This window comes from Undibacterium sp. JH2W (assembly GCF_049340425.1).
Taxonomy (GTDB): domain Bacteria; phylum Pseudomonadota; class Gammaproteobacteria; order Burkholderiales; family Burkholderiaceae_D; genus Undibacterium.
In genome coordinates this window covers 35,879-51,575 of record NZ_JBMPOT010000008.1, presented here as the reverse complement: position 1 = coordinate 51,575, position 15,697 = coordinate 35,879, and the positions used below count along the sequence as shown (strand labels likewise).

14 protein-coding genes are annotated in these 15,697 nt (G+C 47.4%); 4 read left to right on the top strand and 10 right to left on the bottom strand.

The genetic code is table 11. The annotated features are described in order from the left end of the window. Positions 1-2 precede the first annotated feature (2 nt). From ACO0LC_RS13155 to ACO0LC_RS13120, 8 genes are all read right to left on the bottom strand, one after another. The gene (locus tag ACO0LC_RS13155) at positions 3-764 is read right to left on the bottom strand and encodes a flagellar brake protein (RefSeq protein ID WP_423003727.1); all 762 of its coding nucleotides are present in this window, start codon (positions 762-764) and stop codon (positions 3-5) included. Between the two features lie 32 nt (positions 765-796). Continuing rightward, positions 797-1,114, bottom strand: a complete 318-nt coding sequence (locus ACO0LC_RS13150) for an EscU/YscU/HrcU family type III secretion system export apparatus switch protein (protein WP_423003725.1) — start codon at positions 1,112-1,114, stop codon at positions 797-799. Next, positions 1,101-2,471, bottom strand: a complete 1,371-nt coding sequence (locus ACO0LC_RS13145; RefSeq protein WP_423003723.1) for a flagellar hook-length control protein FliK — start codon at positions 2,469-2,471, stop codon at positions 1,101-1,103. The genes ACO0LC_RS13150 and ACO0LC_RS13145 overlap by 14 nt, the downstream gene beginning before the upstream one ends. 5 nt (positions 2,472-2,476) lie before the next feature. Beyond that, entirely contained in the window at positions 2,477-2,755 is a 279-nt protein-coding gene (locus ACO0LC_RS13140; protein WP_423003721.1) for a flagellar protein FliT, read from the bottom strand. Between the two features lie 63 nt (positions 2,756-2,818). Then, the gene (gene fliS / locus ACO0LC_RS13135; protein ID WP_423003719.1) at positions 2,819-3,289 is read right to left on the bottom strand and encodes a flagellar export chaperone FliS; all 471 of its coding nucleotides are present in this window, start codon (positions 3,287-3,289) and stop codon (positions 2,819-2,821) included. Between the two features lie 55 nt (positions 3,290-3,344). Continuing rightward, positions 3,345-5,354: a flagellar filament capping protein FliD gene (fliD, locus tag ACO0LC_RS13130; protein ID WP_423003717.1), complete on the bottom strand. Its 2,010-nt coding sequence runs from the start codon at positions 5,352-5,354 to the stop codon at positions 3,345-3,347. A 107-nt stretch (positions 5,355-5,461) separates the two neighbouring features. After that, positions 5,462-5,839 (bottom strand): flagellar protein FlaG, encoded by a 378-nt coding sequence (locus tag ACO0LC_RS13125; RefSeq protein WP_423003715.1) that lies wholly within the window; start codon positions 5,837-5,839, stop codon positions 5,462-5,464. An 88-nt stretch (positions 5,840-5,927) separates the two neighbouring features. Beyond that, on the bottom strand, positions 5,928-7,748 hold the full coding sequence (locus tag ACO0LC_RS13120) for a flagellin (RefSeq protein WP_423003713.1): 1,821 nt from the start codon (positions 7,746-7,748) through the stop codon (positions 5,928-5,930). Between the two features lie 335 nt (positions 7,749-8,083). Here ACO0LC_RS13120 and ACO0LC_RS13115 point away from each other — a divergent pair, with 335 nt between their 5' ends. The 4 genes from ACO0LC_RS13115 (at position 8,084) to ACO0LC_RS13100 (ending at position 13,645) form a co-directional block, all read left to right on the top strand. Continuing rightward, positions 8,084-10,678: a tetratricopeptide repeat protein gene (locus tag ACO0LC_RS13115; protein WP_423003711.1), complete on the top strand. Its 2,595-nt coding sequence runs from the start codon at positions 8,084-8,086 to the stop codon at positions 10,676-10,678. A 49-nt stretch (positions 10,679-10,727) separates the two neighbouring features. Then, positions 10,728-11,846 (top strand): DegT/DnrJ/EryC1/StrS family aminotransferase, encoded by a 1,119-nt coding sequence (locus ACO0LC_RS13110; protein WP_423003709.1) that lies wholly within the window; start codon positions 10,728-10,730, stop codon positions 11,844-11,846. Positions 11,847-11,985: 139 nt separating this feature from the next. Further along, positions 11,986-12,669, top strand: a complete 684-nt coding sequence (locus ACO0LC_RS13105) for a WbqC family protein (protein ID WP_423003707.1) — start codon at positions 11,986-11,988, stop codon at positions 12,667-12,669. 13 nt (positions 12,670-12,682) lie between these two features. Further along, complete coding sequence (locus ACO0LC_RS13100) at positions 12,683-13,645, top strand: hypothetical protein (RefSeq protein WP_423003705.1); 963 nt, start codon at positions 12,683-12,685, stop codon at positions 13,643-13,645. On the opposite strand, the gene ACO0LC_RS13095 is transcribed toward ACO0LC_RS13100, so the two are convergent. Together ACO0LC_RS13095 and ACO0LC_RS13090 are read right to left on the bottom strand one after the other, a co-directional pair. Then, positions 13,634-14,743 carry an FkbM family methyltransferase gene (locus tag ACO0LC_RS13095; RefSeq protein ID WP_423003703.1) on the bottom strand — a complete coding sequence of 370 codons (1,110 nt, stop codon included), beginning with the start codon at positions 14,741-14,743 and terminating at the stop codon, positions 13,634-13,636. The two genes, ACO0LC_RS13100 and ACO0LC_RS13095, sit on opposite strands and share 12 nt — an antisense overlap. Next, the gene (locus ACO0LC_RS13090) at positions 14,740-15,696 is read right to left on the bottom strand and encodes a hypothetical protein (protein WP_423003701.1); all 957 of its coding nucleotides are present in this window, start codon (positions 15,694-15,696) and stop codon (positions 14,740-14,742) included. Before ACO0LC_RS13090 ends, ACO0LC_RS13095 begins: the two co-directional genes overlap by 4 nt. Between the last annotated feature and the right edge of the window lies 1 nt (position 15,697).

Below are 15,697 nucleotides of genomic sequence, written 5' to 3'. Positions count from 1 at the left end.
GCTTAGCGTATGCCAGTCAGCTTGGCATTGCGTTCACGCTCCAGCTTCATGATATAGCGCTGTATGCTGGCCAGCACGCCGTTGGACATATTGATGAACTGGCAGCCAAGGCGGCGATTTGACTTGCCGTTCAATAAAATTAAGTCCTGGGAATTCCTGACCTGCAACACGAGATCCACCAGACCTATTGTGGGTAATTCCAGTTTGCAATGCTCATAGATGATGCCTATGGTGCTATCCAACACTTTTCTTTCATCCAGAATGGCGATACCGCCGCAACTGATATCGACCAATGCCAGTTTTAATGTCTCCTGCCTATCGTTTACTTGCACAGGAATCAGCGCGCGTATGGGGTTGGATAGCGGGGTATTGATGCGGTAATATTCGCGTCTTTGCAGGCGTATCATATTCGTTGGTATCGCGAGCTGCAGGGCAGGGCGGTCTTCAAAGATGATACGTTCCAGGTTTGATGCAGAAAACTGTATGCTGATCTTATCCAGCAAGCCTTCAAAAGAGACACGCGGTGCCTCGACGATGCGCTGATTTGCCAATTGGCCAGGAGCACTATCGATGATCACCAGATTGCTGCTGTCATCGACATCAAGTATGGACGTGATGAAGACTTCCGAGCCATTATTGATCAGCATGCTGATGAGTTGCTTGCTATCTTTCAGACCACGCAATAAACCGATGATCTCCCGGCGGGAGTCAACTTGAAAAGGGCTCTGGTTTTCTGTCCCCAGACTCGGAGGTGTGGATGGCATATTTTTATAGTCGCATTCAAAAAGTGGGGCTGTTAAACTTGTTTTTGCCCTGAATTCTCCGAAATCGTCTCAGACTTTTCCGTATCAATATGGTAAAGCCAAGCGAGTAGTTCTGCAACTGCGCGATACAAAGCCGGAGGAATATCCCGGTCAAGATCCACCTTCATGAGTAAAGATACCAATTCTTTCGATTGATGTACATGCACTCCATGTTCTTTGGCTCGGGCAATGATTTCTTCTGCAATCAAGCCTTTGCCTTTGGCAACTACTTTAGGTGCGGCATCGCCAGTCTGATACGCCAGTGCGACGGCATTTTGTACTGGTTTAACCGGTGGGTCAGTTGCGTTCATTTTTATTCACCACAAAAGACATCAGCGGTGAGCCGGCCATTTGCATGGCAGCAGCTAATTCACTTGCATGGTCCTTCAGGGCTGAGACAGTTGTACTTTGCTCAGCTCGCAAGGACAGGCCTAAATTTGTTGCTTGTAAATTGATAGTCGCCGTCACTTGTCCCAAATTTGGCAGATCAAAGCGCACTACCGATTGCCAGGTCGTGTCTTCTATTGATTCTTGCTGAGCATGCTTGTCTGGCATTTCTTTTTTTATCTCCCATTCGATTTTTTGTCCAGGGTAAAGCTCTCCTTGCCATCGTACAATATTTTGTTCCAGAACATTTAACTGCTGATGAATTATTTGCCCCATTTCCTTGCTGACAGCGGTCAGTGTGCCACCCGTTCCACTATTAGCTACGCTGGTCGTGTCAATTTGGGATTGTGGTTCGGCTTGAATATCGGTAATCGGGCGTTTGCCTTGTGCCCATTCTGCAACATGCGACTCATAAAACAAGCCACTGGTGCTGATTTGGTGCTGCAATTTGGATGCAGTTGCAGGGGCATCCTTTAATTCTGCGGCTGTGGCCAATATTGGGGCAGAACTGGCAAGTCTGGAGTTTTCAGATGGATTTGGGCTGGCTTGCAAGATTTGTGTGATGAACTTCCCGGTGCTGCTTAAAGAGGTGGGTGTGCTACTTAGGTGGGAGGGCAGGGTATCGGCGGCATCGTGAGCCAGTGTTGAAATGGCAGGTGCATTTACGCTGATAATATTGGGTTTTGCATTAATCTCGACTGATTTTGGCGCGATTGCTTGCTGCGGCCCTTTGCTTGGCGAGCTGGCAATTGCTTGGTCGGCGATCTTTGCATCAGACTCATGTATTGATAGTTTAACTATACTTGCCGTGTCAGCTCTGGCGCTTGGCTCGGGCGTAGTATTCCTAGCGACACTTGGTGTTGCTTGACCAGGAGTTTCAATTTCTTCCGATGAAGCACCGAGGTAATTGTTTACATTGGGTGTTGTGCGCTTATCCGGGCCGGACGCATAATTTTGTGGCAGGGGAGTCGGAAAGTGAACATCTCCATCATGCTCCAGCAAAAAGGTCGGACGGGGTTCTGTGGCAATCAGGCGAAGTGGAATCTGATCGCCAGTTTTGCTACCTTCAGGCAGCATCATTTTAGCCGTAATGCCCGCTACCCTGACAGTAAAGCTACCATCCATCAGTTTGGAAAGAATTTCTCCCTTTAATAATTGCCCAGTGACTAACTGGGCCAGTTTTGGGGTGATATCCTGCTTGGTTTCGCTAATACCAATGGCAGCAGCTGGAGCCTCGATATTGGCAACTGGCTTACTCAGAATATCGAGCCTGGTAGCCATAAGAGTCAGGCTGGGTTACCTGCACCATAAGCATTGGATAATTTTCTATTGGTGCTGGAATTTTTCATCAAATCAGACAGTTGCGCCATCCATGGCTCAGTGATGTCGCGGATTTGTTTGTCATCAGCAAGGATTTTTTTGATGATGCGAATTTTTTTATCGCGCATATCAGCAGGCAGATCAAAGGGAATTTCACTTTCACGTATGGTTTGTACGCGACTTGAGCAATCATTCTCTAATCGCTCCAATAATTCCCAGTCACCTGAGCGTGCGGCTTCCAGCATGTTGTTTGTGATAATAGCAACATTTTCGTACAATGAGATTAGTTCCAGACTATTCATCTTGATTCAAGCCTCAACAAAGTTGGCGGGACGAGGTGACAAAGGATCGACATTCATTTTTGGGGCTTCATTGACGATTTCTTTGTTAGGAGCAATAGCTTCCCAGGATGTTTTCAAATCTCGCAATAAATTCTGGACCTCTGTCAGCATGACATCACTGTTTTCCAGATTGGCCTGGAGTAATCTGGCAGTCATATATTCATAGAGAGAATCCAGGCTGAGGGCAATTTCGCCACCCGCTTTTTTATCCAGACTAGCTCTTAAGCCATTTTCTATGATGGCAATGGCTTTTGATATGGCTTGCCCTTTGGACGCGATTTCCCCTGCACTCAAGTGATGCACGGCATTTGAAATAGCGACAATTGCCCCGTCAAACAGCATGACAATTAACTTGTGTGGACTGGCGGCGACAACACCAGTCTCAATGCCAACTTTTGCATAGGCATTTGCGCCGCGTGCTTGTGGAGAGCCAAACATAATCTCGTTTCCTTATATTCTTTTGCGTGCTGAACAAATTACTCAATTACTTGAATTACCTGCTACCAGTCAATGCTGACAATTGCTGACTCAAAAAGGTGCTGGTATTGTTGAGGCTGCTGACGATACTGTCCAAGGCAGTAAACTGCGCTCTGTAACGTGCTTCTACGTCAAATAAGCGGCTGTTCAAGGTATCTCGCTGCTTGCCTATGTCTTTGATGCTGGCAGTGACGCCAGAGCTGGTACTGGTTATAGTTCCTGAGCTTCCGGTGAAACCACTCAACAGACTGCTTAGTTGGGTTGCATAGCCAACAGAAAAATTGACTTTGCCTCGTGCACCGGTAGAGCCACCGGCGATGAGTAATTTAAGTCCTTCCGCGGTGCTGCCTGCTGCGCCAGTCAGCGTCTGTCCATTGCCACTTCCTGCAATGCCATTCAAGGTGCCGGCCACATCTTTGCCTGCACTTCCAGTGGTTACTGTACCGGTCAGCGAAGCAACGCCAGTGCCGGATTTGTCAGCGATATTGATGGCGGAAGTGGAGCCATATTTATTGGATTCCAAAACCAGAACGCCACCGACTATGCTTGCTTTTGCCGTTGCACCTACTGCCGTAAAGGCTGATGTGCTATTGATAGACGATTGAATCAGTGTTGCCAGGTCTGCGGAGCTATAGCTGCCAGCCGCGAGACTGACATCTGCAACCACACCATCGAGAGTGACGCTAATTTTGGTGCTGGGGTCGATGGTGGTGGAGACGGGCAGGGTCAGGTCGCCAGTCAGGCTGGATTTGGTGGCGATTTGGGTAATGGCCAGATCATAGCTGCCAGCTTTGGTGGCCGAAGATGAACCGGTAATGCTGGCTAGACTGTCGGTAGCGGAGCCTATTGAGGCAAACAAGCCGCCGACATCACTAAACTTGGTCGCCAGGGCAGTGGATAACTTGGAAGCATCTAGTGAAATGGAACCATCTTTTTGAAAACTGACCCCTATCTGTGACAAAGTCGTCAAGCCGCCACCCAAACCATTGACGGACGAGGACAAAGTTTTCCTGATCTGGTTTTGCACGCTTTGTGTCGTTGAGTCACCTAATAATAAGCCTGCTTTATTGGTATTGGGATCATAGGCAGTCAGGCTTTTTATCGTTGTGTTGAGGTCATTGTAAGCTTTGACAAAGCTATTCACACCTGCCGTGATACCTGTAGTGTTTGGTGAAACAGAAATAGAGGTAGTACCTATTTTGGATACCGTCAGAGAAACACCCTGGATGGCCCCAACGACTGTGTTAGAAGCACTGGAAATCGCAATGCCATTCACCGTCAGGCTGGCGTTTTGTGCGGTGCTGACTTCAGTAAAATTTTGTGTGCCGGTTGGATCGTAAGCCAACAAGGAAGTCACTGCGGCATCTTCACCAGATGAAGTAATTTTCAGGCTGGATGCAGCCCCGGTTTTACTTGAGTTTAATACCAGATGATAAGGAGTGGCACTGCCATCGCCGACGATGGAGGCGGAAACGCCGACATTGGCGGCATTGATAGCGTCGCGTATCCCTTGCAGTGAATTATTGCTGCTATTGATCTTTACTGTGCCTACGGTTTGATTGGCATCTTGCTGGAATGTGGTTCCGCCCGGATAGGTGCCAGCAACGGCAGTTCCGGTAATTGTTCCAAAAGCAAAACTAATTGTGGTTTCAGTTCCTGCACCGATGGCATTTGTGGAACTGACTTGCCCCACACTTGATATCCCTTGCGCTTGCGCCAATTTGCTGACAGCAACACTATAGCTACCTGCGCTCGCGGCGCTATTAGCCGTCGCAAATGCAATGGTTGAGTCACCGGCACTGGCATTCAGTGATTGAAAGGTAGTTGGGTTGTTAAGCGATGTCAGGGCATTTTGGAATGCACTAACTGCACCACTCAGTGTTCCGTAAGCGGATAGTTTGGCCTGGTAGCTGGCTTCTTTTTTCGCCAATGTTGTTAACGGCTGGCTCTCCACCTGCATCAGCTTGGAGACGATGTCGTTCACATTGAGATTTGAACCAATGCCTGTTGATTGAATTCCTGCCACGTGATTCCCCTTTTGTTGGAAGTACTTTACTTTATTAACGGCAAGGGTAAATCAGACTTTAGAAGGGAATTTACCTGCTTGTTTTCAATATAGACATAAATTTCATCTTAGGCGGTCTGTTTTATCAATAAACCTTGCAATTTATCCAGAGACTTCGCAATCTCTAATGCTTCTTCTGTCGGAATTTGCCTGATGACTTGTTTGGTTTGCTGGTCAACGATCTTGACCACGACTTCTTTAGCATCATTATCTACACTAAATTCCAGATTTTGTGAGCTGAGCTGAAGCGACTTGTTGATTTCCGCAACAGCCTTGTTGACGTCGTCTGCCGAGGCTGCCTTTGGACTCTGACCAGTAGCGGTTACGGGGTTGCTGGTCTGTAGCGGTGCTGCGCTTTGCGCAATCTGCGGGGTAGGTGCTGTACCACTCACTCTATCTGAAACAGGTGCTCCTGACGATGAACTGGTAATCGATAGGACGTCCATGATGTTTCCTTAAAGTAAAATTCCCCTGATCATAAATTTGACCAGGGGACCACTCATTTTCAATGAAAGACTAATCTAGTCTCATTGATTAGCCACGCAGCAGAGCCAATACACCTTGTGGCAACGCGTTCGCCTGAGCCAAAATTGCAGTACCAGCTTGTTGCAATACCTGGCCACGTGTCAACGATGCAGTTTCTTGGGCAAAGTCAGCATCACGGATGCGGCTACGGGAAGCTGTCAAGTTTTCAGAAGTCGTATTCAAGCTGTTGACGGCTGAAGAGAAACGGTTTTGATAAGCACCCAGAGAAGCACGTGAACTATTGACAGAAGCCAAAGCTGCGTCAATCGTTGTCAGCGCTGAGGTTGCGCTAGATGCTGTGGTCAGATCGAGTGACGATAAGCCAGCACCAACTGTTGCCGTGGCGGCAGTCGCACCAGCTGTCAAGCCTGCAGCAGTTGCACCAGCACCAGCGACAGTCGTTGTACCTACTGCCAAGCCGGAATTTGCCAGAGTTGCAGTACCTTTGACGGTAAATGTGTACCCTGCATTGCTTGAGCTAGTCAATGTCAGCACACCAGCAGCATTGGAAGCAGTAATGCCAGTGTCTTTGGTTTTCAGGTTGATCGCATCGCGAATTGCATCGCCTTGCAATGTGGCGGTAGCACCACCTGCGATAGCGCCGATATCTACACCATTGATCTGGATGTCGCCAGCTGAGATAGCAGAGTTGGTACCAGTAATGGTTGTACCTGTTGTTGCTGCACCTGCGCCGCCATTTGCCAACACGATACCGGCAGAGCTGGTCGATGTCAGTTTTACAGTACCAGCTGTTGTGGTTGTTGCAGCAGCAGTACCGACGGCTGTTGCAGCACCTGTAGTCGCGCTACCCAAGCCAGTAACAGTTGCAGCCAAACCAGAAGATGCATTGGTTTTGGATACAGTGATGTTTCTGCCGTCAGCAGCTGTCAGTGCAACTGCACCAGTAGTAGAGTCAAATGCTGCAGTAACACCAGTTTGTGAAGATTTTGCGTTGATCGCAGCAGTAACTTGCGCACCACGTTCAGCAGCGGAGCCAGCGGCAGCCAATGCACCGATATCCACACCATTGATCAAAACGTCGCCAGAAGCAATTGCCGTAGCAAAGCCCGTTGCAGCTGTGCCGCTGGTTGTTGTTGCCTGGGCAGTTGCTGTTACACCAGTAGTGCCGTTAGCAGCATTGATTGCAGCAGCTTTGGCAATGGCGCTACCTTTGCTATCTGCATAAGACACACCGTCGCTGGTAGTTGCGCCGATGTTGAAACCATTAATAACCAGATCGCCGGACTGGAAGCCGCCTACACCATTGACACCACCAGAGATATTGGTAGCGTAGCTGGAGCTGGCACCAACACCAAGGCTGGAAGACTTGGCACTGGCGATGGAGGAAATGGAAATCTGATCGTTCGATGTTGCATTTGCGCCAACTTGGAAAGTTTGTGCTGTGAAGCTACCATCCAGCAGATTAACGCCGTTAAAGTTGGAAGAGCTGGCAACGCGGTTGATCTCAGAGATCAATTGTGAAGCTTCGTTATTCAGAGCTGCGCGGTCACTGGCACTATTGGAGCCGTTAGCTGCTTGAACTGCCAGATCACGGATACGTTGCAAGTTGGAGCCGATTTGCGTCAAATCACCCTCAGCAGTTTGCGCCAGAGAGATACCGTCATTCGCATTACGAACAGCTTGATTCAAGCCGCCGATCTGAGAAGTCAGACGTTCAGAAATCGCCAAGCCCGCAGCATCGTCTTTTGCACTATTGATGCGCAGACCAGAAGACAGGCGTTGCAAGGAAGTGTTCAGGGATGACTGTGAAGTAGTCAGATTGCGTTGTGCATTCAAAGACGCAATATTGGTATTAATAAATGAAGCCATGTTAGTTCTCCTTACCCAAGTTATGTAAATATGGCCGGTGGCCTTAAACTTTGGTCTGTTTTACCAGGATATTGGACCGCCGTTGCAATCAGGTATCGGACGCTTATTTCAAAAGTTTAATGGGTTGCTCAAAGTAAATATTTTATTTTCGGGGTAAAGTTGCTCTTAATGTTCCGCTAAACGACAGCATTTCAAAATACTTGAGGCCATTTATAGGTTTATTTTCAGCTTTGAGTTAACATTTTTTTGCTATTGTTGGCTATGAAAAGCATCATTTTTTTATACGTCCTGAGGAGCCAGGTCTTGCCCACGCTTCTTTATATTAAGGTTTTGTTATGAGTCCAGATGCTACTCCGGCTGCGTTCAGCGAAAAAATTGCTCAAATGACAGCTGAGGATGTGCTTGAGCTGGCAATTCAGCAGTTGTTGCAATTAGCACAAGCAGCGATCGCCGCAGGAGATGTGTCACGTGCAATAGCGCATTACAAATTAATTCTGGAAAATGTCCCGGACCGACACGATGCAAATTTTGCGTTGGGCGAGTTGTTGCTTGCATCTGGTTCACCTGATGAAGCGCTAGCCTGTCTTGAAACCGCAATTCAAGGCAATCCGCAAAGTGAAGCATATTGGGAAACCTATATAAGAGTATTGAATTTATTTGGTGATGCCGACATCGTGCGGCAGGCGATAGCATTGCGTGACTCTGTTTTTCAAGATACTTCAGTTATTACGCGGAATGATCTTCCACTGGAGCAAGCAGCGCCAGAGCTGCAAGTTGGCTCCGTAACTCAGCCGAAACAGAAATCACAGATTAAATCCCTTGCGCTGCCAAATGAGACGGAACTCAACAAATTGTCTTTGCTGTATGAGCAAGCTAACTTCAAGGAAGTCGAACGTCTGGCCTGCAAGCTGATCCATAAAAATACAAAAAATGGCATTGCCTGGCGTTTTTTGGGTCTGGTCTTATTGAATTCGGCGCATTTTGACGACGCAGAACTAGCCATGCGGCGGTCGCTGGACTTATTGCCCGACGACGCCATTGCTCACTTTAATTTTGCGCTGGCATCTGTCAAGACTAAGAAACTGGATACGGCAGAAGAGCATTACCGGAAAGCACTTAGTATTGATGACACGCTGCTTGCGGCTTACAATAATCTGGCAAATCTCTTACGCGCTACTGGCAAGCTGGAGGAGGCGGAGAAATGCCTGCGTAAATTGCTGGTACTTGCGCCAGATTTTGCTTTTGCCAGTATCAATCTGGTGGGCGTTTTGCGTGAACGGAAAATGTTTTCCCTAGCGCTGGAGATAGCGCAGCAGGCTGCGATTAAATTCCCTGGCATAGCAGAAGCGCATCATGCATTGGGATCTGTCCTGTCTTTAATGGACAAGGATGACGAAGCCTTACCTCATTTATTACGCGCCATAGAGCTAAATCCCAAACTGGCCGATGCCTACAATAATGTGGGCAGTATTTATCTGGATAAAAAAGAGTTTGTGGTCGCCAAGTCGTATTTTGAGAAAGCGCTACAGAACGATCCCAAATTAAGCAATGCTCATCGTTGCCTGGGGCAAATCAGCATTTCTCTGGATTCTGACATCGACATGGCAGAGCAGCATTTTCGCCGTGCCATTCAGTATGGAAAAGACCAGAGTGAAGCCAATACTTGTTTATTATTTTGTTTGAGTGAAACTGGTCAGTTAAATTCTCAGGAGCTATTTCAAGAACATCTGAATTATAGTACAAGATATGAAGCGCCCCTGATGCCTGCTTGGCCCATACATACAAATGTTAAGCAAAAAGAACGCGTGTTGAGAGTCGGCTTTGTTTCTGGTGATTTTCATAATCACGCAGTGGCCACTTTTGCTATACCCGTCCTTGATTATTTGTCCCGCATTGCTACGCTGGAATTATATGCGTACGATAACAATGAGGTGGAAGACGAGGTAAGCAAAGAGCTGCGTACTTATTTTAAGTGTTGGCGAAAAATACACAAAAGTGATGACGGTAGCGTGGTAGAACAAATCCTGGCCGACCAGATTGATATTTTGTGTGATTTGTCAGGGCATACCGCAAAAAACAGGCTAATGGTGTTTGCACACAAACCAGCGCCTTTGCAATTTAGCTGGATAGGCTATCCGGGCACGACGGGTTTGCAAGCCATGGATTATTTTATAGGCGATCCGTTTTATCTGCCAGAAGGGCAGTTTGATCATCTATTTACTGAGAAAATTGCGAATTTGCCCTGCGCAGCACCTTTCTTACCCAGTCCATTAGCACCGGCAGTACAAGAACTGCCCGCGCTGAGTAATGACTACATCAGTTTTGGCAGTTTTAATCGCATAAGTAAAATCAACGCACAGACCATACAGGCATGGTGTCGATTATTGTCGGCACAAGAGAATTCCAGAATTTTGATTGGGGCCATGCCTACCGGTTTTGACACTACGGTGATTACCTCAGCTTTCATGGCGCATGGAATAGCTTCTGAAAGAATTAGTTTTTACGGACGGACTAGCATAGAAGATTACCTGAACTTGTATAACAAGATTGATATCTGCCTGGATTCATTCCCATTCAATGGTGGAACAACCACACATCATGGCCTGTGGATGGGGGTGCCGACTTTATCTATAGATGGAAATTTGCTAGCATCCAGAAGTGCCGCAGCAATCTTGGGACAGGTCGGTATGCAGGGTTTCCTGGCAAATGATATGGAAGATTTTGTGGCGAGAGGCAAATACTGGTGTGACAATCTGGATAAATTATCCGAAGTCAGAATGTCACTGAGGTCAATTTGTCAGGATTCCATCAAATGCAAGCCAGAATTAATTGCCACCGCCTTGCATCAGGCGATGCGAAAAATGTGGGCCAACTGGTGCGATGGCAAGGGGCCTGAAGCTTTTTCCATAGGCAAGTCTGATCTACATTAATGAAGTAATAAGTTACAGCAGTTGTGGTGCATCCTTCCTGGAAAAAAATATGAAAAAAACGGATGGTACTTCGTCGATTTATGTCACTCAGCCTGTGCTGCCGGCTTTGGAAGAGTTCATGCCCTATCTGGAAAAGATCTGGGCGAATAAAATCTTGACGAATAGCGGTCCATTCCATCATGAGCTGGAGCAGGCACTGTGTGAATACCTGGGGGTAAAGCATCTCTGCTTGTTTGCCAATGCCACCATCGCCTTGATCACAGCTCTGCAATCCCTGCGTATCAATGGTGAGGTGATCACCACCCCATATTCTTTTGTCGCGACTGCGCATTCGCTCTTATGGAATGGCATCAAACCAGTGTTTGTTGATATTGATCCCGTCACATTCAATCTGGACGCAGATAAAATCGAAGCCGCCATTACACCACAAACATCAGCCATCATGCCCGTGCATTGCTATGGCCGGCCTTGCGATGTCGACCGCATACAAAAAATTGCGGACAACTATGGATTAAAGCTCATTTATGACGCTGCCCATGCCTTTGGCGTGCAATATCATGGCAATAGCCTGCTCAATTTCGGCGACTTGTCCATATTAAGTTTTCATGCGACCAAGGTCTTTAATACCTTTGAGGGGGGGGCAATTGTCTGCCCTGATGCTAAAACCAAGCAGCATATAGATCACCTCAAGAACTTTGGATTTGTTGATGAAGTGACCGTAGTTGCGCCTGGCATCAATGGCAAAATGAGTGAATTTAATGCTGCCCTGGGTTTGCTGCAATTGAAGGGCATAGATGCTGTCCTGGATGCACGCCAAAAAATCGCTACGCAGTATCGTTCCAGGCTGGAAAATGTCACTGGCATCACTTGCGTCGGCGATATTGCCGACAGCAAGCCCAATCACTCCTATTTCCCTATCCTGGTGGAAGCTGACTATGTCATGTCGCGTGACGCATTGTTCCAGAAACTGCGTGAACATGAAATTTATGCCCGCCGTTATTTCTACCCACTGATCAGTGATTTCCCCATGTATCGCGGTCTGCCTTCAGCTTCACATCAGAATCTGCCCGTCGCCAGAGAAATTGCCAGCAAGGTGATTTGCCTGCCTATCTATCCAGATTTGAGTGAGGCAGATGTGGACAGAATTGCTGATCTGATCGCTCATTGAGACTGGTTTGAAGCGATAGCATACAGGTGGCCGACGCGAAGAAAATATTCTGGAAAAAGAAATGCTGGCGACAAGTTTATCAAGTTTCAATGGCAATACTGAGCACCTGCCTGGACCAGTTCAGAAGAAGGTTGCAATTATGCAGCCCTATTTTTTCCCTTATATCGCTTACTTTCAACTGATCTCGGCAGTTGATGTATTTGTTATTTACGATAACATCAAGTACACAAAAAAAGGCTGGATCAACCGGAATCGTATTTTGCAGGAGGGCAGGGATCAATTAATTTCTTTGCCGCTGAAGAATGCGTCTGATTCTTTGGATGTCGTCGAGCGTGCGCTGGCGGATAATTTCGACGCAAAGAAAATGCTGAATCAAATCAGGGCTGCTTATTTGCATGCGCCTTGCTTTGCCCAGGTTTATCCTTTGCTGAAATTAATATTGAGCAATCCAGATCGTAATTTATTTAGCTTTTTACATCATTCAGTGGTGAAAATTTGTGCTTACCTGAATATCTCCACAAAAATCATCATTTCCTCCAGTCTGGCTATCGACCATGCACTAAAGGGGCGGGACAAAGTGCTGGCGATATGCCAGTCGCTTGGCGCAAGCGACTATATCAATGCGATTGGTGGCCAGGATTTGTATTCCAGGGATGATTTTTCAACGCGCAATATTGACTTGCATTTTATTCAGTCAGAATTACGCGTGTACCAACAATTTGGTGCAGAATTCGTGCCCTGGTTGTCTATCATAGATCTCATGATGTTCAATTCTGTCGATGACATCAGTGATTACCTGAAAAACGGCTACACCTTGCTATGAAAGCTGTCATTGCATGATGAAATGGGAAAAGCTGGGACAAATTTTTGATCCCACAGAGCACCAGCTTCCAAATAACTGCCTGTCATTTGCACAAGCACCACAAGTGCTATTGTTCGAGGATTTTGCCCGTATTTATTTTTCTACTCGCAGCCTCGATACCAGCAATGGCAAATACCTGAGCCATATCGCCTACGTGGATATGGCCTTGAATTTCAAGGATATCCTTGCTGTTTCAGGGCATGAGGTGATTTCACTGGGAAAACCGGGGTGCTTTGACGAGCATGGCATTTTCCCTTTGAATGTCATGCGTCATGCAGGCCAGATCTATGGCTACATAGGTGGCGTCAACAGGCGCAGCTCAGTACCGGTAGATAGCGCCATAGGCATAGCACTCAGCCATGATGAGGGTAAGACCTTCCAGCGACTGGGTGATGGCCCGGTATTATCAGCTTCTTTGCATGAACCCTGCCTGATTGCCGACCCCTTCGTGCAAGTGTATGACGGGCATTTTCATATGTGGTATATCTTTGGCAAAGGCTGGCAGCATTTTGATGCGCAAGCCGAGCATGACAGGGTGTACAAGATAGGTCATGCAATTTCTGCAGATGGCATAGACTGGAAAAAGAATGATGGGCAAGAGATCATCGCATCCAGGCTAGGTCCAGATGAATGCCAGGCACTGCCAACGGTCATTAATATAGCTGGCGTATACCATATGTTTTTTTGTTATCGCGAGGCCAGTGATTTTCGTCATAATCGCGAACGCTCTTATCGTATAGGCCATGCCAGTTCTACAGATTTGCAGAACTGGCAGCGTGATGAGGGTGAACTGAGCCTGGGCTTATCGGATGCTGGCTGGGATTCGGGTATGACTTGCTACCCGCATGTGTTTGCCTGTCAGGGCCAGATTTACATGCTCTATAACGGCAATGAATTTGGCCGTCATGGTTTTGGATTGGCAAGATTACTGATGTAGATCAAAAATCCCATACATGATCAACATCATGGACATGTAATTGCGCTGCCTCAGATATAGTTTCATATCAGGCGCAATCTCCTTGAGCAAGATGGGCAGGCGGTAAAAGTCTTCTTTCTTGTGTAGCCGGACAACGACATTTGGCCGGTACTTGTTAATGCTCAGGCGTGCGCCGCTCAAGGCATTGTATTCTGCACCATTAATGTCAAGTTTGATGAGGCTGACTGCGCTGCCCAATTGCTGCAATATTGCATCTATTGTGTCTACCTGGATTTCGCTAGCTCCAGACTCACTGATTTCGTTGTCAATGTGCATGGCTTTGGTCGTGAAGCGCAATACGGCTTTTTCATGCCAGGCACCGACCTTGATAGCCGTGACTCTGGGGATATGCAGGTTTGCTACAGTCTGTTGTAATTCCTGGAAATTCTTGTCACCCGGTTCCAGCGAGATGATTTTGTCGTAAGCGCCATGTTTGATGTGGTGAAATTCCTTGATGGTGTCACCGGTGAATCCACCTACATCGAGGAAGCTTTCATGATCGCCAGGTGAAAATTCCGAGCTGGGGAAATAAAGATTATCCAGCCTGACACAGGGAGCAATATGGGCCAGATTTTCACTGATCTTGGTGTTGATCGCTGCGACATAGGTTTGCCGGGATAATTCATCTTCGAATAAACCATATGCCTGGTCAAAATTACCGCTATTTTGTATGACAAATTGCCTGTCCATGAAAGCGTGAGGCATGTTCAAATAGTCAGGGATATCAATGACATGGACATCACTGGCACCGAGTCGCCTGAGTTTTTCTAGCATGGGTGGGTAATTGGTAATGCCGATGATGACGTGGCAATTTCCGAATTGCTCTGTGTAATCCTCAGTGCTGACAACGGGCAGATCGGTAAAAGCCTGTTGCGTCAGATATTCGGCATCCACCATTGCTGCCTGGATTTTGATGTCATTCAGTTCAAGAAAACGTTTCAATACATAGGCGTAGACACCTGCACCATAGATGATGATGGGTTTGCTGCTGGCTTTTAACCGGGCCAGTAATATTCTTTGCTGATTGGTTTCATCCAGTAATTGCTCAACGATAGTCATTGTTCATCTTCCGAAATCAGTTCTGCAATACCAAAGCCTTCCTTGCCAAAGGAATTGCCGCAATAGAACATGAAAATGCGACCATCAATTTCCTTGATGTTCGGGTAGCAAATCATTTGTGCATCCCAGCCGCTCTCCGAGGTAGATATGCCAGCTTGTGCATCGTCTCTTACCCAGGTTTTCAGATCGCTCGATGAGGCATAACCCATGCGGTAAGCGCCGCCCGAAGTGGAGGGGTGACGCCAGGCGAAAACGGCATGCCATTTACCATTCAAAAAAAAGGGCGAAAAAATATCCTGGCATTCATCTTCACTCAGGCGGGGCACCACGGGCTGGCCATCATGCTGCCAGTTGATGCCATCTGAGGAAGTTGCCAGGGCTACCTGGTAGACAGGTTCGTGCTTTCCTTCGGCAAACAACCATTTTTTACCGCTTAGATACCACATATACCATTCATCACCGACTTTCAAGACACTGGGGCCGGTGACAAAATAAGCTTCCTTCAGGCTCAAGCCCAGGACCGGGCCCTGGCCCAGTTTGGCAAAGCTGCTGCCACCATCTTTGCTGGTCGCCAGTCCGATAGCCAGGGTGTAAGGCACAGAAGACATACGAGTCCAGCCCGTGTAATAGGCGTGAATGCCATCACCCATCTCAATAAAACTGCTGAGCATGATACCAAATTCGTCGAATGCGCCGGAGGCTCCCAGGGGGAGCAAAGGGGATTCTGCAATTGCCACGACTTTTGACAAGTCATGGCGGTCGAGATCGACATAGCCCGGATAAGACACATATTTCAGCTCAGAATCTGGTTTGGGTCGGGATGCGATGAATACCCTTACGGTGCTTTCATTCAAAATAAATGCGGTCGGGCATTGTGCATATTCCTGCATCCATGGGCGGGGCTGGCTGGCGTAGGGGTTAAATATCTGCCCCAGTTTTTTCCACTTCAGCATA

Bases quoted from the DNA above. Each gene is read 5' to 3' on its own strand.
- fliS (WP_423003719.1), bottom strand. From the start codon at position 3,289: ATGTTTGGCTCTCCACAAGCACGCGGCGCAAATGCCTATGCAAAAGTT.
- ACO0LC_RS13140 (WP_423003721.1), bottom strand. From the start codon at position 2,755: ATGCTGGAAGCCGCACGCTCAGGTGACTGGGAATTATTGGAGCGATTA.
- ACO0LC_RS13110 (WP_423003709.1), top strand. From the start codon at position 10,728: ATGAAAAAAACGGATGGTACTTCGTCGATTTATGTCACTCAGCCTGTG.
- ACO0LC_RS13145 (WP_423003723.1), bottom strand. From the start codon at position 2,471: ATGGCTACCAGGCTCGATATTCTGAGTAAGCCAGTTGCCAATATCGAG.
- ACO0LC_RS13115 (WP_423003711.1), top strand. From the start codon at position 8,084: ATGAGTCCAGATGCTACTCCGGCTGCGTTCAGCGAAAAAATTGCTCAA.
- ACO0LC_RS13100 (WP_423003705.1), top strand. From the start codon at position 12,683: ATGATGAAATGGGAAAAGCTGGGACAAATTTTTGATCCCACAGAGCAC.
- ACO0LC_RS13105 (WP_423003707.1), top strand. From the start codon at position 11,986: ATGCAGCCCTATTTTTTCCCTTATATCGCTTACTTTCAACTGATCTCG.
- ACO0LC_RS13120 (WP_423003713.1), bottom strand. From the start codon at position 7,748: ATGGCTTCATTTATTAATACCAATATTGCGTCTTTGAATGCACAACGC.
- ACO0LC_RS13090 (WP_423003701.1), bottom strand. From the start codon at position 15,696: ATGCTGAAGTGGAAAAAACTGGGGCAGATATTTAACCCCTACGCCAGC.
- ACO0LC_RS13155 (WP_423003727.1), bottom strand. From the start codon at position 764: ATGCCATCCACACCTCCGAGTCTGGGGACAGAAAACCAGAGCCCTTTT.
- ACO0LC_RS13095 (WP_423003703.1), bottom strand. From the start codon at position 14,743: ATGACTATCGTTGAGCAATTACTGGATGAAACCAATCAGCAAAGAATA.
- ACO0LC_RS13150 (WP_423003725.1), bottom strand. From the start codon at position 1,114: ATGAACGCAACTGACCCACCGGTTAAACCAGTACAAAATGCCGTCGCA.
- ACO0LC_RS13125 (WP_423003715.1), bottom strand. From the start codon at position 5,839: ATGGACGTCCTATCGATTACCAGTTCATCGTCAGGAGCACCTGTTTCA.